Source organism: Nitrosospira sp. TNL300 (genome assembly GCF_055385915.1).
In genome coordinates this window covers 648,626-662,951 of sequence record NZ_AP041005.1, presented here as the reverse complement: position 1 = coordinate 662,951, position 14,326 = coordinate 648,626, and the positions used below count along the sequence as shown (strand labels likewise).

The window sequence follows — 14,326 nt, the reverse complement described above, 5'->3', positions numbered from 1 at the left end:
ATCAGTAGTCCTGACCCCAATCCACCGTAATCCGACCGGCTGCCAGATTCACTTTGATGATCACCTGGCCAATGAAAGGTATCAGTCTTTCGGTTTCTCCCGGATTTTTCACCTGAAGCACATCGTTCGCTCCGGTTTCCAGCAGCCCTGTCACCTTACCCAGCACCTCGCCCTGCAAATTGATGACCTCAAGCCCGATGAGATCCGACCAGTAATAACCTTCCTCGCCGCTCTCCGGCAATGCCGGCAACAGCTTGCGGGGAATGGCGATCTTCAGCCCCTTCAGCCGCGCAGCCGCGTCACGGTCCGCACATCGTTCAAGTGAAGCCAGCAATACGTTACCGTGAACCTCGCCCTCGATCACTTTGAATTTGTGCCATTTGCCGCCCTCGCTGCCCAGCCACCAGTCCGGGTAATCCAGCAAGCCATCCACATATTCAGTATAGGGAAAAACCTTGATCCAGCCGGCTACCGCATAGGGACCGGCAACGCGGCCCATTATCACCATTGGTTCGGCTAATTGGCCCGGTTCAGCTTCCTGCGACTTCTTGCCTGGAATCAAACTGTTTGACCAGCTTTCCCACGGTATCTGACAATTGGGCGCCTTTTGATTGCCAATAGGTGACGCGATCCAGCTTGACACGCAACGATTCCTCACCCCCGGCTGCCCGCGGATTATAAAAACCGACACGCTCGATAAACTTGCCATCACGCGCATTGCGTGAATCTGCTACGACCATATTGAAAAACGGGCGTTTTTTTGCGCCGCCTCGCGCCAGTCGAATAATGACCATGTAAATTGCCTATGGAGGTCCAAAACCGAAAAGGGTGTGATTTTACGGCAATTTTCAGGGATTTAGCAAGTAATACTTCTCTCCTTCCCGCTCTCTCACGCATGCGGTCAGTGTGCCTGCTCCCAGTTTGGCCCGATGCCTACCTCCACCAATAACGGGACCTGAAGTTGCGCCACGTTGCTCATGAGCAGCGGCAGCTCGCGCTTTATCGTCTCGATTTCATTTTCCGGCACTTCCAATACCAGTTCGTCATGGACCTGCATGATGAGTTTGCTGCGCAGGTCATGCCGCCGCAGCCAGTCATGCACTTCTATCATCGCGAGCTTGATGATATCCGCGGCAGTACCCTGCATGGGCGCATTGATCGCTGCGCGTTCCGCCGCCTGTCTGCGCATGCCGTTGGAACTGTTGATCTCCGTCAACCAAAGCCGCCGCCCCAGGACAGTCTCCACATAGCGGTTTTCCCTTGCGGTTTTTCGCGTCCGCTGCATGTAGTCCGCCACTCCGGGATAGCGGGCAAAGTAGCGGTCCATATAGGCTCTGGCGGCGGCCCGCTCGATGCCGAGCTGCGTCGAGAGCCCGAATTCCGACATGCCGTAGATCAGGCCGAAATTGATGATTTTTGCATATCTGCGCTGTTCGCTGCTCACTGCCTCCAGAGGAACGCCGAATATCTCGGAACCTGTGGCGCGATGGATGTCTTCCCCTTGTGCGAAGGCCTTGAGCAGTCCGGCATCCTGTGAAATGTGCGCCATGATGCGTAATTCGATCTGTGAATAATCCGCGGAAACGATCCTGTGCCCGGCCGGCGCGATGAATGCTTCCCGGATACGCCGCCCTTCGGCAGTGCGAATGGGTATGTTCTGCAGGTTCGGTTCGTTACTGGCGAGCCTGCCCGTTACCGCGACGGCTTGGGCATAATTGGTGTGCACTCTTCCAGTAACGGGATGCACCATGCGCGGCAGCTTGTCAGTGTAAGTGGACTTGAGTTTGGCAAGACCGCGATAATCCAGCAGAACCCTGGCAAGCGGATAATCGAGTGCAAGTTTTTGCAGCACATCTTCATCGGTGGAAGGAACGCCGCTCGGTGTTTTTTTTATGACAGGCAGCTTGAGTCTTTCAAACAGGATTTCCTGAATCTGTTTGGGTGAATTCAGATTGAATGGCAACCCGGCAATGGTGCAGGCGCGCTCCTCCAGCGCCAGCATTTTCTCACCGAGCTCGCGGCTTTGCGTTTCCAGCAATTTGAGGTCCAACAGCACGCCGTTGCGCTCCATCTCGAACAAGACATCCATCACGGGCATTTCCAGCGTGCGATAGATATGGTCGAGCTTTGCATCGTTGCCAACTTCAGCGTACAGATGCTGGTGCAGCTGCAGCGTGATATCCGTATCCTCGGCCGCGTACTGCGCAGCGCGTTCGATATCCACCTGATCGAAACTTATCCGGGCCGCTCCCTTGCCGGTGACTTCATCATAGCTGATGGTTTTGATCCCCAGATGCCGCAGCGCAAGGTTGTCCATATCGTGCGGGCGATGGGATTCAAAGACATAGGATTGCAGCAGCGTGTCGTGAACGATTCCTTTCAACCCGATGCCGTGGTTGGCGAACACGTGCCTGTCAAACTTCAGGTTCTGTCCCAGTTTTGGAGCGGTGGCGTCTGTCAGCCAGGGTTTGAGCTTTTCGAGTACAAAGTCGAGCGGCAACTGGCTGGGAGCGCCAGCATAACGATGCCCCAGCGGTACATATCCCCCCTGATGCGGTTCCACGGAAAACGAGATACCCACCAGTTCGGCGCGCATCGGATCGAGCCCAGTCGTTTCGGTGTCGAGCGAAACGACCGGCGCGCCGGCGATTCGCATCATCCACTCATCAAGCTGCTCCGAGGTAAGAATGGCCTGATAATCGGCCTGCACCAGATTCGAGCCTGCATGGGCTGAACCCGCAGAAAGCGCATCAGCATCTCCTCCCGCCTGGGATTCCTGCTGCAACTCGCGCAACCAGCTCTTGAAATCCAGCCGCTCGTACAACTCCGCGAGCTTTACTGTGTTTAGGGGCTGGAGTCCGAGATCATGCAGGTTGACCGGCAACGAAACATCGCACTTGATGGAGAGCAGCTGCCGCGATCTGCTCAACCAGTCCAACGCATTGCGCAGATTCTCCCCGATTACGCCGCCTATTTCGCGAGAGTGGGCAATCAGGTTATCGAGTGTCCCATATTGGTTGAGCCACTTCACCGCGGTTTTCGGTCCCACTTTCGCTACACCGGGAATGTTGTCGACCGCGTCGCCCACCAGCGCCAGGTAATCAAGCATGCGTTCCGGGGGTACGCCGAAACGTCCGAGCACACCGGCTTCGTCGAGCGTTTCATTCGTCATGGTATTGACGAGAGTCACCCGTGGATTCACCAGTTGTGCAATGTCCTTGTCGCCAGTCGAAATGATGCAGCGCATGTTCTCGCATTCCGCCTGCTTGACCAGCGTGCCGATCACATCGTCCGCTTCTACTCCTTCCACAGAAAGCATCGGCCATCCCATCGCATTTATGCATTCCAGGAGCGGCGCAATCTGGGCGGCTAGCTCGTCGGGCATGGATGGCCGGTTCGCCTTGTACTCGGCATAGAGCTCATCACGGAAAGTCTTGCCTTTTGCATCAAATACGCAAGCGCTATAATCGGCCTGATAATCCTTGTGCAAGCGGCGCAGCATATTCAGCACGCCATAGACTGCACCGGTTGGCTCGTTATTGCGGTTGCGAAAATCGGGCAGCGCGTGAAAAGCGCGATACAGATAAGATGAACCATCGACCAGCAGTAGTGTTTTCATTTAACTTCCAAAGGTTTTCCGATGAGCCTGAAAAACAAAGCAGTCCGCACCATGACAAACGATTTCCGGGAGAAGGCGTGGTCAGGACGTGAATCCTGGCGCGTGTTCGGGATTATGGCAGAATTTGTCGAGGCAACGGAACGCCTCCACGCCGTCATGCCCGCGGTTAGCATTTTCGGCAGTGCCCGCACCCTCCCTGATCATCCCTACTATGAGTTAACCGAGCAGATTGCACGGCAACTCTCTGATGCAGGCTTTTCCGTCATTTCCGGTGGAGGTCCGGGCATCATGGAAGCTGCGAACAAGGGAGCCTATTATGGCGAATCTCCCAGTATCGGACTGAATATCCAGTTGCCGCACGAACAGCACCGGAATGTTTATCAGGATGTCAGCCAGACGTTTCGCCATTTTTTTGCGCGCAAATACATGTTCATCAAACTCGCGACAGCCTATGTGGTGTTGCCCGGCGGATTCGGCACGCTGGACGAACTGATGGAAGCGCTGACACTGGTCCAGACCGGGAAGACCCGCAGGATGCCCATTATCCTGGTTCGTTCGGATTTCTGGCGCGGCATGCTCGAGTGGCTGCAGAATGTGCTCGTTGCGGAGGGCATGATCGCCCCCGAAGATATGGACCTGATCCAGGTAATCGACGAGCCGGCGGAGGTGGTGGATGCGATATTCAAGTATTACGAGACGCGCGGCTTCGAGCCTTCCGCCGCGGAACGGGAAATTCAACTCAATCTATAACAGCCAGGGCATTTCGGATAGAATGACGTATTGACCTGACCCGCCGGGAGGCGCCATGCGTCGTATCGTTGTTGCACTGTTATTGAGTTCTGTACTACCGGCGGCGGCGCAATCCAATCAGCCCAAGGATCTGCGACCCATACCGGAAGTCCCGGAACCCCCGGAATTATCGCTGCCTTCACCCGGCATCGAGGACGAGGAAGAATCGCTTGAACCGCAGGTTACCATCACCAAGCGGGGAGAGGACCAGATCGAGGAATATCGCCTCAATGGACGCCTCTACATGATCAAGGTCATACCGCGCATAGGGCTTCCGTATTACCTGATCGACAATCGCGGCGACGGCACTTTTTCCACCCACGATACAGGTGGTCTGGACCAGCGTATTCGCCCTCCGATGTGGGTGATACGCGAGTTCTGATTTCCCAGGACAGCCATTGCGCCTGATTAAACTGCTTCTGCCTTACTTTCCCGCTCCATGTCTGTCTTCACCACAGTTACCCATGAGCAGCTTTCCGCGTGGCTGAAAAATTATTCCATCGGCAAACTGATCAATCTGCAGGGCATCTCTTCCGGCATTGAAAATACGAATTATTTTGTCACCACCAGCCACGGCAAATATGTTCTGACGCTGTTTGAGAAACTGGCTCCGGCGGAGCTGCCCTACTATTTGAACCTGATGGCCTATCTGGCGCGCCATGGCCTTCCCTGCCCCAGCCCTGTGGCGGATCTCGCCAATAAATTCCTGGGAGAACTCAACGGCAAGCCAGCGAGCATTGTCACCTGCCTTCCCGGAAAGTCGCAGGAATCTCCCACGGCGGCGCACTGTGCCGAGGTTGGCGAACTCCTGGCGAATATGCATTTATCCGGCTTATCCTATCCGGAAAAAATGGAGAACTCGCGAGGACCCAGGTGGTGGAAAGCTGCGGCGCAGGAAGTCATGCCGTTTCTTTCAGAGAATGAGGCTGCGATTCTCAGGGAGGAATTGCGCTTTCAATCATCGCATCGGGCGGAAAGTCTTCCACGCGGCGTGATTCATGCCGACCTGTTTCGTGACAACGTGCTTTTCAACGACGGCGCAATGGGCGGAGTGATCGATTTCTACTTTGCCTGCAACGACGTGCTGCTATACGACCTGGCGATTACCGCGAATGACTGGTGCCTCAACGAAAACGCGGAACTGGACCCGGAGCGGACCTCATCACTGCTCGAAGCTTATCATCGCACCCGGCCGCTGCTGGAGGCCGAGCGTGACGCCTGGCCGGTAATGCTGCGCGGGGGCGCGTTGCGCTTCTGGCTCTCACGCCTGCAGGATTATCACCTGCCGCGGGCAGGAGAACTTACGCACGTGAAGGATCCTGCTCACTTCATGCGCATACTGAAAAACCATGCAGCAGCACGCTCGAAACTCGCCGAGGTGTGGATCTGACCGTCAGTTGAACAGCCAGCGGCATGCCAGAATATGGAAGGCGTTTACCGGAGAAAAAACAAGATGGATATCAGGCAGGTAGATGGGAGAAGGGGATGGGAGTGGATAGCGGAAGGTTTTCAGTTGTTCCGCAAGGTCCCCATGGTATGGATTCTTCTTTGCACCACCCTTCTGCTGATCGCAGCCACCCTGGGACTTATCCCGACAGCGGGTCAATTCATTTTCACGCTGCTCTCGCCGGTATTCCTGGCGGGACTGATGATCGGCTGCAGAACGCTGGAACGTGGGGGACAACTGGAAATAGCGCATCTCTTTGCAGGTTTTCGCAACGCCGGACCGCTGGTTACGATAGGAGGAATTTATCTAGTGGGCCAGGTGCTCATCGTTGGCATATTCATGCTGGTCGGTGGCGACGTGCTCATGAGCCTGCTGCTGGAAGGAAAACGGGTCGATGAAAACGAATTGAAAAACGTATCAGGCGATATGCTATCCGCTTCCCTGGTAGCGCTGACCCTGTCCATCCCTCTCCTGATGGCGACCTGGTTCGCGCCTCTGCTCACGGTATTCAATGAAATGCCTCCAGTGGAAGCAATGCGAACGAGCTTTTTCGCATGCGTGAAAAATATCGTGGCATTCCAGATTTACCTGTTGGTACTCGTGGGGCTCACAATCACCGCCATGATTCCTTACGGCCTGGGATTTTTTGTGCTGGTTCCGACCGTTTTTGCTTCGATCTACACCAGCTACATGGATATCTTTCAGGAAACAGCGAACTCCGGGGATGTCACGGAAGCCGCATGAATCCGCCTGGGAATTCCCGGCGGGAACTGCCGGCGGAAAACTACGGGGGATGCGGAAGTGCAGCGTTTCCAGCTCACACCGGGCACCCGGGCTCGCATAGACTCACGAACTCACACCGCCGTCAGTTTTGCATATTCCAGTAACAGCCACTTGGTGCCATTGCGGCCGAATTTAACCTCAACCCGCGCGTCTGCACCGCGGCCTTCGCAGTTGACGATCACCCCTGCCCCGAACTTTGCGTGAACCACGTTCTGGCCCACCCGCCAGGGCGATGCCGCCGTCTCCCGGGTACCCGTTTCCCGGATTTGCGGGCGCGGCGCAAACTCCCGGGTGGGAGAAACCGGCTCCGGTCGCCAGGGCGCTGTCTTCTGCAGGGGTTGCAGCCACTTGAGCACGCCCTGGGGTATTTCCTCTATGAATCGGGTGGGAATGTTGTAGCGGGTCTGGCCATGCAGCATGCGGCTTTGGGCAAAGCTCAAATACAGGCGGCGCCGCGCGCGCGTCACGGCTACGTACATCAGGCGCCGCTCCTCTTCCAGTCCCCCTGCCTCGTTGCGGCTGTTATCGTGGGGAAACAGACCTTCTTCGAGACCGCTTAGAAATACGCTGTGAAATTCCAGCCCTTTGGAGGAATGCACGGTCATCAGCTGCAAGGCGTCCTCCCCTCCGCCAGCCTGGTGCTCGCCTGCTTCCAGGGAAGCATGATTGAGAAAAACAGCCAGGCCATCATCTTCGGCTTCATGCACGAAGGCAGTAGCCGCATTGATCAACTCGTTCAGATTCTCCAGCCGATCGGCACCCTCGCGCTCGGCGCGGTAATGCCCAATCAATCCGCTGTGCTCCAGCATGTGTCCGACGATTTCCGGGAGCGGCAGGGTTTCACAAACCTGCCGCATCGATTCGATCAGCGCAACGAAGCCCTCGATACCTCTTCTGGGCCTGTCCGGCTCTTTATTCCCTCCCGTTCCCACCGAGGGCTTATTCGGCAAGCCTGACGTGGAAGGCTCTCTGCCTCTGCATTTTTTCAGCATCGCGTCCCAGAGACTTCCCCCTTGCTGCCCGGCTTCGTCCTGCAATTGCTCCAGGCTCCGCAGGCCGATGCCACGCGCGGGGAAGTTGACGATTCTCAGTAGCGCGTTGTCATCCTCCGGATTGGCTATCATCCGCAGGTAAGCCAATGCGTGCTTGATTTCCTGCCGCTCGAAGAAGCGCATGCCCCCGTACACCCGATAAGGCAGCGAGGCATTGAACAAGGCGTGCTCCAGAACGCGTGATTGCGCATTGGAACGATAAAGCAGCGCGATCTGGGACAATGCGACACCCTCCGCACGCAGAGATCTGACCTCATCCACGATAAACGCCGCTTCATCGAAGTCGGTCGGGGCGTTGTATACCCGTATCGGCTCGCCACGTCCTTCCGAAGTCCAGAGATTCTTGCCGAGCCGTCCATTGTTGTTGCGTATCAATGTATTGGCTGCATCCAGGATGTTGCCATGTGAACGGTAGTTCTGCTCCAGCTTGATGATCCTGGGGATGCGAAAATCCTGTTCGAACTCTCTCATGTTGCCGGTATTGGCGCCGCGAAAGGCATAAATGCTCTGATCGTCATCGCCCACGGCAAAGACAGCGGTTTTCGGACCGGCGAGCAGCCGCAGCCATTTGTATTGCAGCCGGCTTGTATCCTGGAACTCATCCACCAGGATGTGCAGGAAACGACCGCGATAATGTTCGCGTACGATTTCGTTGCGCATCAGCAATTCATAGCTGCGCAGCAGCAACTCGGCAAAATCAACCACCCCTTCCTTGTTGCATTGCTGCTCGTAAGATGCATAAAACTCGACCATCTTGCGCGCATAGTCATCGTACGCTTCCACCTGCGATGCGCGCAGCCCCTCCTCCTTGGCATTATTGATGAACCATTGGACCTGGCGCGGAGGAAATTTCTCATCATCCGCACCCAGATTTTTCAGGATGCGCTTGATGGCTGCCAACTGATCGGCGGAATCCAGAATCTGAAAGGTCTGCGGCAAACCGGCATCCTGGTGGTGAGCGCGAAGCAGGCGGTTGCATAAGCCGTGGAAGGTACCTATCCACATGCCGCGAGTATTGATGGGCAGCATGGCGGCAATGCGAGTAAGCATTTCCTTGGCCGCCTTGTTGGTAAAAGTGACGGCCAACATTCCGTGAGGACTGGCCTCGCCGGACTGGATCAGATACGCGATGCGGGTCGTAAGCACCCTGGTCTTGCCGCTGCCCGCGCCGGCAAGTACCAACGCCGACTGATGGGGCAACGTAACGGCTTCGAGTTGTTCCGGGTTTAGTGCGGTGAGTAGAGAAGACATACAGCAAAGATTTTTCCGGTCCGGGCAGGGCCGGAGTCGTTCAGGCTCTGCAAAATCGGATTAAAGGCAATGTAGAACAGCTTGATGCTCCTGCATACCCGGCGCCTGGTTCTCCTTCCGGTATATGGAATCTGCGCAAATACGCGAGTGTGCGCAGAAAGGGACGAAGGGACGCCGGTTTGCAGGAGGTTTTACTATAACGCCTCGCGCTATTGCGCGCGGCTATTTTTTGCGGCTCGCTACCACGAGATCAAGAATGAGCGGCGTCAATATGAGCTCTATGGCCAGACCCATTTTTCCGCCGGGAACGACGATAGTGTTCGGGCGGGACATGAATGAGTTGTGAATCATGGCAAGCAGATATGGAAAGTCCACATTCCTTGGATCGCGGAACCGAATTACGACGAAACTTTCGTCCAGTGTCGGAATGTCCCGTGCGATGAAGGGATTGGAGGTATCCACTGTCGGTACCCGTTGGAAATTGATATGCGTCAGGGAAAACTGCGGAGTAATGTAATGCACGTAATCGTGCATACGGCGCAGTATCGTATGCGTCACCGCTTCGGCCGAATAGCCACGCGCATTCATGTCGCGGTGGATTTTCTGAATCCACTCCAGATTCACGATGGGCACGACACCGACCAGCAGGTCGACATATCTGGCCGCATCCACCGTGTCGCTCTGCACTCCTCCATGCAGCCCTTCGTAAAACAGCAGATCCGAGCCGGGCTTTATCGGCGCCCAGGGCGTGAAGGTGCCTGCCTTCTGCTGGTAGGGCGCAGCTTCCTCGTCATTGTGCAGATACAGGCGCGTCTCCCCGCCGCCAGTCTCGCCGTATTCCTTGAACAACGCTTCCAGCCTCTCGAACTCGTTGGCCTCCGGACCGAAATGACTGATGGGTCGTCCTCCGTCCTTTTCGGATTCGGCTACGGCTTTTTTCATGGCATCGCGATCATAACGATGGAAGCTATCTCCCTCCACCACCGCAGCAGTCAGTTTCTCGCGCCGGAAAATGTGCTCGAAACTATTCTTGACCGTCGACGTACCGGCGCCGGATGACCCGGTAACGGCGATGACAGGGTGCTTTTGCGACATACAACTTCTCCTCGAACAAATAAGATAATAAGATGATGTTATGGAATCTTCGAACACGTTGCCAGGCGAACATGGAGCACCTGTTCAGAGGCTTCCTGCAGTTCTTGCCTCAATACTTCGCTGTAACGCTGTAATCTTCCGCCGGCAATTTTAAGGTGCGTTATGATAACCGTTTTCTCAATGATTTTGGTGGGGAACAAAAGTCGCCGGCATTCTCCGCCTTGCAAAACGAAAGTCAACGAAGAGAGCGGTGTTTGCGGCAGGTGAATGGCAGGCGAATGCGTCCCCTGCCCACGGATTCCGGTTTGACATTTGCACATCTCTGGCATAGAATGCGCGGCTTTCAGTAAATAAGCAGGGGTAGGTTTGTGAAAACCTTTTCAGCCAAGCCACATGAAGTGAATCGGGAATGGTTCGTGATTGATGCGGCCGACAAGGTACTTGGACGTCTCGCTGCCGAGATTGCCCATCGTCTTCGAGGCAAGCATAAGCCCATCTATACGCCGCATGTGGATACCGGTGATTTCATTGTCGTGATCAACGTGGACAAGATGCGCGTTACCGGCAACAAGGCTGAAGGCAAGATGTACTATCGCCATAGCGGTTACCCCGGTGGTATATACGAAACGAGTTTCGCGAAAATGCATGCGCGTTTTCCCGGCAGACCGCTGGAAAAAGCGGTAAAAGGCATGCTGCCGAAGGGTCCTCTCGGCTATGCAATGTTAAAGAAGCTCAAAATATATGCCGGCGCAGCACATCCACACGCGGCACAACAGCCGCGGCAACTTGAAGTCAGGGCTTGATCATCATGAATGGAACCTATAGTTACGGTACGGGGCGGCGCAAAAGTGCCGTAGCGCGTGTGTTCATCAAGCCGGGCAGCGGCGTGATAACAGTCAACGACAAACCCGTGGATGAATTTTTTTCCCGGGAAACGGGACGCATGGTGGTGCGCCAGCCGCTGGAATTGACCGGAAATCTCGATCGCTTTGACATCCTGGTGAATATTCATGGCGGAGGCGAATCCGGACAGGCAGGCGCAGTGAGGCATGGAATTACCCGTGCGCTGATTGACTTCGATGCAACCCTGAAACCCGTATTGAGCAATGCCGGGCTGGTTACGCGTGACGCGCGTGAAGTGGAGCGCAAAAAGGTTGGTCTGCGCAAGGCACGACGCCGGAAGCAGTTCTCCAAACGATAAGCTTTTATCTATCATAAAAAGCCGCCTGCCCGCTGCTTCTGGCGGACAGGCGGCTTTTTTGTTTTTTCTTTTTTTTGGCGCTGTAATCGTAAACCTTTCTGCCACAGACATCATTCAGACGTCAGGTAGATGCGGCGTGACAACGAATTTTAACCACACGAAAATCTCGAAGAACCATGCTTAAGATTGGCATCGTAGGTGGAACCGGATATACCGGGGTGGAGTTGCTGCGTATTTTGTCTCAACACCCGGAGGTGAGTATCGAGGCAATTACATCGCGCAAGGAAGCTGGCATGGATGTCGCCCAGTTGTTTCCAAGTCTGCGCGGACGGATAGAGTTAAAATTTTCCGATCCCGCGGAGGCAAACCTCGATAAATGCGACGTGGTATTCTTTGCCACCCCGAATGGCATTGCCATGAAGCGGGTTCCATCCCTGCTCGATGCAGGCGTGCGGATAATTGATCTTGCCGCCGATTTTCGCATCAAGGATATCGCCATCTGGGAAAAATGGTATGGAATGCCGCATGCCTGCCCCGAACTGGTTGCGGAGGCGGTCTACGGTCTGCCGGAAATCAATCGCGACAGGATAAAGACAGCGCGGCTCATAGCCAACCCCGGCTGCTATCCCACGGCCGTGCAACTGGGTTTCCTTCCCCTGGTGGAATCGGGCGCGGTGGATCTGGATCATCTCGTCGCAGACGCGAAATCGGGCGTGTCAGGCGCGGGACGCAACGCGGAAATTCATACCCTTTTTGCTGAAGCAGCGGACAATTTCAAGGCCTATGGGGTATCCGGGCATCGCCATCTCCCCGAGATCAGGCAGGGCTTGTCGCAAGCGGCAAAGCACCCCATCAGCCTGACATTCGTACCGCATCTCACCCCGATGATTCGCGGCATTCATGCCACGCTTTATGCAAAACTCCTTAAAGAAGTCGATTTGCAGGCGTTATACGAAAACCGCTACGTGAATGAACCGTTTGTCGACGTACTTCCGGCAGGCTCTCATCCGGAAACCCGCTCTGTGCGGGGTTCGAATCTCTGCCGCATCGCCGTTCACCGCCCCCAGGGTGGGGATACGGCCGTCATACTCTCGGTTACGGATAACCTTGTCAAGGGGGCGGCCGGGCAGGCAGTGCAGAATATGAACCTTATGTTCGGCTTGCCGGAAACCCTTGCCATCACCCACGTCCCCTTGTTTCCGTAAGAAATCGTAAATAAGCGGAATTACGAGATTCATAGTATTTTCTGGCCGGATCAATAGTCTTTGTCAAGATCGAAGTTCATGGTTAGAATATCCATAGTCGGCTGCGGGTTTCTCTCGACACGCCTTCTGATAGTGATCGAGGACCCACCCTGCAAGAAAAACTTTCCATTATTTCGATCTGATGCTCTTTTGCGATGTTTCGGATACGCCTGGCTGCCGCTTCAAAGGGCATGACATGGGCTTATGATAAAGTCGCGTAACAGAAGGCATAAAATAGCTGCGGCGCCAGCCGCGGTCCGCCTGCAGACTCCCGCTCATGTCCGCTGGGTGGCTCTTGCCATCCTGCTCGTGGCTGCGCTGATTCTTTCATGGGGCATGTACGATGCCGGACGCAAAGCTGGTGTTCCCGACAGAATTGAATCCCAGCAGGAGGAAAAAACGGAGACAGGACCGGAGATCGAGCGGTTGTCACAGTCGAATGCGCGGCTGCAGCGTGAGAATGACGAATTGCGCGTGAAATTGGCGGGGCTCGATCAGCAGTTGCAAATGGATCACGTCGCCCGCCAGGACATCGCAAGCCAGGTCAAGACCCTGCAGGGCGAAAATACGCGCCTCAAGGAAGATCTGGCCTTTTTCCAGAATCTTGGTTCTGCTTCCGGCAAGGCCGGGCAGCGTGTTTCCATCGGGGGCCTGAAGCTAGAAAGAGGTAAACTGCCCGGCGAATACCGGTACAGCCTGCTCCTGGTTCAGTCGGGAGTGCGGGGCAAGGATTTTCACGGAAACCTGGAATTTGCCGTCAACTTTCAGCAAAACGGGGAAAAAATGGTCCAGTCATTGACCTCCAACGAGACCAGCGACGATCCATCGAAGAAGTTTGATGTCAGCTTCCGATTTTATCGACGAGTGGAAAGCACTTTCTGGCTGGGTCCGGACGCCATTGTCGACAGCTTGCAGGTGAAAGTGTTCGAGAAGGGCGAAACGCAGGCCAGGCTCATGCAAACGGTGAATCTGTCTTTGTAAGGAGAGAAAATGTTTGAGAAAACAGGGAAACCGCACAACCAGATCGATTCGCTTATCGGCGTTGATACTCACATTGAAGGAAATATCATCTTCAGCGGGGGGGTCCGGATAGACGGTCGTGTTACGGGAAACATTACCGGGTTGAGCGACATGCCGAGCACTCTGGTTTTAAGCGATCAGGCGGTCGTAGAGGGTGTCATCCACGTTTCCCATGCGGTGATCAATGGCACGGTAGTCGGCACGATAAAGGTTACCGAGTATGTGGAACTCCAGCCGAAGGCAAAGGTCTGTGGCGATGTACACTATAAGGGCATGGAAATACATCTGGGTGCATCTGTTCAGGGCATGCTGCTCCATACGGAAATCCTGGAACGCGGAAGCAATGTCGTTACATTATTGCCGGCGGCCCAGATCAACGATTTGAAGCACGTGTAACACTGCAATCTCTTACCAGGCTATTCGGAAACGCTTATGAACGCCCCTTTCAACGATGGTTCAGGTCAGACTGATTCGATGATGAACATCCCAACGCCATTGATCTTTACCGACAGCGCGGCAAACAAGGTCAGAGAGCTGATCGAAGAGGAAGGAAACAACGATCTCAAGCTGCGGGTATTCGTGGCAGGAGGCGGATGCTCCGGCTTCAAGTACGGATTCACCTTTGATGAACTGATAAGTGAAGACGACACGGTAATGGAAAAAAATGGTGTCAAACTTCTGGTGGACGCCATGAGTTTCCAGTATCTGGCAGGAGCGGAAATCGATTATCAGGAAAACGCCGAGGGCGCCCAGTTCGTTATCAAGAATCCGGGCGCTGCAAGCACCTGCGGTTGCGGCTCTTCATTCTCCGTTTAAGCCCTGCGG

The 14,326-nt window shown here is 55.1% G+C and carries 15 protein-coding genes; 10 read left to right on the top strand and 5 right to left on the bottom strand.

What is annotated here, in order from left to right; translation table 11 throughout:
• Nucleotide 1 precedes the first annotated feature (1 nt).
• From rimM to polA, 3 genes are all read right to left on the bottom strand, one after another.
• Nucleotides 2–508, bottom strand: a complete 507-nt coding sequence (rimM, locus tag ACZ5BW_RS02960; RefSeq protein WP_464542366.1) for a ribosome maturation factor RimM — start codon at nt 506–508, stop codon at nt 2–4.
• Nucleotides 509–530: 22 nt separating this feature from the next.
• On the bottom strand, nt 531–794 hold the full coding sequence (gene rpsP / locus ACZ5BW_RS02955; protein WP_464542364.1) for a 30S ribosomal protein S16: 264 nt from the start codon (nt 792–794) through the stop codon (nt 531–533).
• 107 nt (nt 795–901) lie between these two features.
• Nucleotides 902–3,619, bottom strand: coding sequence for a DNA polymerase I (gene polA / locus ACZ5BW_RS02950; RefSeq protein WP_464542362.1), 2,718 nt, complete (start codon nt 3,617–3,619; stop codon nt 902–904).
• A 21-nt stretch (nt 3,620–3,640) separates the two neighbouring features.
• On the opposite strand from polA, the gene ACZ5BW_RS02945 reads away from it, so the two are divergent.
• From ACZ5BW_RS02945 to ACZ5BW_RS02930, 4 genes are read left to right on the top strand one after another with little or no spacing between them, the layout of a single operon-like run.
• The gene (locus ACZ5BW_RS02945; RefSeq protein ID WP_464542360.1) at nt 3,641–4,369 is read left to right on the top strand and encodes an LOG family protein; all 729 of its coding nucleotides are present in this window, start codon (nt 3,641–3,643) and stop codon (nt 4,367–4,369) included.
• 55 nt (nt 4,370–4,424) lie between these two features.
• Nucleotides 4,425–4,790, top strand: a complete 366-nt coding sequence (locus ACZ5BW_RS02940; RefSeq protein ID WP_464542358.1) for a DUF2782 domain-containing protein — start codon at nt 4,425–4,427, stop codon at nt 4,788–4,790.
• A 57-nt stretch (nt 4,791–4,847) separates the two neighbouring features.
• A complete protein-coding gene (locus ACZ5BW_RS02935; RefSeq protein ID WP_464542356.1) occupies nt 4,848–5,798 on the top strand; it encodes a homoserine kinase in 951 nt (316 codons plus the stop codon).
• Nucleotides 5,799–5,831: 33 nt separating this feature from the next.
• Nucleotides 5,832–6,599: a BPSS1780 family membrane protein gene (locus tag ACZ5BW_RS02930; protein ID WP_464542354.1), complete on the top strand. Its 768-nt coding sequence runs from the start codon at nt 5,832–5,834 to the stop codon at nt 6,597–6,599.
• 110 nt (nt 6,600–6,709) lie between these two features.
• Here ACZ5BW_RS02930 and ACZ5BW_RS02925 read toward each other — a convergent pair whose 3' ends face one another.
• Both ACZ5BW_RS02925 and ACZ5BW_RS02920 read right to left on the bottom strand, forming a co-directional pair.
• Entirely contained in the window at nt 6,710–8,941 is a 2,232-nt protein-coding gene (locus ACZ5BW_RS02925) for a UvrD-helicase domain-containing protein (protein ID WP_464542352.1), read from the bottom strand.
• Nucleotides 8,942–9,163: 222 nt separating this feature from the next.
• Entirely contained in the window at nt 9,164–10,036 is an 873-nt protein-coding gene (locus tag ACZ5BW_RS02920) for a phosphoribulokinase (RefSeq protein WP_464542350.1), read from the bottom strand.
• A gap of 368 nt (nt 10,037–10,404) precedes the next feature.
• On the opposite strand from ACZ5BW_RS02920, the gene rplM reads away from it, so the two are divergent.
• From rplM to erpA, 6 genes are all read left to right on the top strand, one after another.
• On the top strand, nt 10,405–10,839 hold the full coding sequence (gene rplM / locus ACZ5BW_RS02915) for a 50S ribosomal protein L13 (protein WP_464542348.1): 435 nt from the start codon (nt 10,405–10,407) through the stop codon (nt 10,837–10,839).
• 5 nt (nt 10,840–10,844) lie between these two features.
• The gene (gene rpsI, locus ACZ5BW_RS02910) at nt 10,845–11,237 is read left to right on the top strand and encodes a 30S ribosomal protein S9 (protein ID WP_464542346.1); all 393 of its coding nucleotides are present in this window, start codon (nt 10,845–10,847) and stop codon (nt 11,235–11,237) included.
• 176 nt (nt 11,238–11,413) lie between these two features.
• Nucleotides 11,414–12,442: an N-acetyl-gamma-glutamyl-phosphate reductase gene (gene argC, locus ACZ5BW_RS02905; RefSeq protein ID WP_464542344.1), complete on the top strand. Its 1,029-nt coding sequence runs from the start codon at nt 11,414–11,416 to the stop codon at nt 12,440–12,442.
• A gap of 243 nt (nt 12,443–12,685) precedes the next feature.
• The gene (locus tag ACZ5BW_RS02900; RefSeq protein ID WP_464542342.1) at nt 12,686–13,462 is read left to right on the top strand and encodes a DUF6776 family protein; all 777 of its coding nucleotides are present in this window, start codon (nt 12,686–12,688) and stop codon (nt 13,460–13,462) included.
• 9 nt (nt 13,463–13,471) lie between these two features.
• Nucleotides 13,472–13,897: a bactofilin family protein gene (locus tag ACZ5BW_RS02895; protein ID WP_464542340.1), complete on the top strand. Its 426-nt coding sequence runs from the start codon at nt 13,472–13,474 to the stop codon at nt 13,895–13,897.
• A gap of 78 nt (nt 13,898–13,975) precedes the next feature.
• Entirely contained in the window at nt 13,976–14,317 is a 342-nt protein-coding gene (erpA, locus tag ACZ5BW_RS02890; RefSeq protein ID WP_464543640.1) for an iron-sulfur cluster insertion protein ErpA, read from the top strand.
• Nucleotides 14,318–14,326 lie beyond the last annotated feature (9 nt).

Bases quoted from the DNA above. Each gene is read 5' to 3' on its own strand.
- rimM (WP_464542366.1), bottom strand. From the start codon at position 508: ATGGTGATAATGGGCCGCGTTGCCGGTCCCTATGCGGTAGCCGGCTGG.
- rpsP (WP_464542364.1), bottom strand. From the start codon at position 794: ATGGTCATTATTCGACTGGCGCGAGGCGGCGCAAAAAAACGCCCGTTT.
- polA (WP_464542362.1), bottom strand. From the start codon at position 3,619: ATGAAAACACTACTGCTGGTCGATGGTTCATCTTATCTGTATCGCGCT.
- ACZ5BW_RS02945 (WP_464542360.1), top strand. From the start codon at position 3,641: ATGAGCCTGAAAAACAAAGCAGTCCGCACCATGACAAACGATTTCCGG.
- ACZ5BW_RS02940 (WP_464542358.1), top strand. From the start codon at position 4,425: ATGCGTCGTATCGTTGTTGCACTGTTATTGAGTTCTGTACTACCGGCG.
- ACZ5BW_RS02935 (WP_464542356.1), top strand. From the start codon at position 4,848: ATGTCTGTCTTCACCACAGTTACCCATGAGCAGCTTTCCGCGTGGCTG.
- ACZ5BW_RS02930 (WP_464542354.1), top strand. From the start codon at position 5,832: ATGGAAGGCGTTTACCGGAGAAAAAACAAGATGGATATCAGGCAGGTA.
- ACZ5BW_RS02925 (WP_464542352.1), bottom strand. From the start codon at position 8,941: ATGTCTTCTCTACTCACCGCACTAAACCCGGAACAACTCGAAGCCGTT.
- ACZ5BW_RS02920 (WP_464542350.1), bottom strand. From the start codon at position 10,036: ATGTCGCAAAAGCACCCTGTCATCGCCGTTACCGGGTCATCCGGCGCC.
- rpsI (WP_464542346.1), top strand. From the start codon at position 10,845: ATGAATGGAACCTATAGTTACGGTACGGGGCGGCGCAAAAGTGCCGTA.
- argC (WP_464542344.1), top strand. From the start codon at position 11,414: ATGCTTAAGATTGGCATCGTAGGTGGAACCGGATATACCGGGGTGGAG.
- ACZ5BW_RS02900 (WP_464542342.1), top strand. From the start codon at position 12,686: ATGATAAAGTCGCGTAACAGAAGGCATAAAATAGCTGCGGCGCCAGCC.
- ACZ5BW_RS02895 (WP_464542340.1), top strand. From the start codon at position 13,472: ATGTTTGAGAAAACAGGGAAACCGCACAACCAGATCGATTCGCTTATC.
- erpA (WP_464543640.1), top strand. From the start codon at position 13,976: ATGATGAACATCCCAACGCCATTGATCTTTACCGACAGCGCGGCAAAC.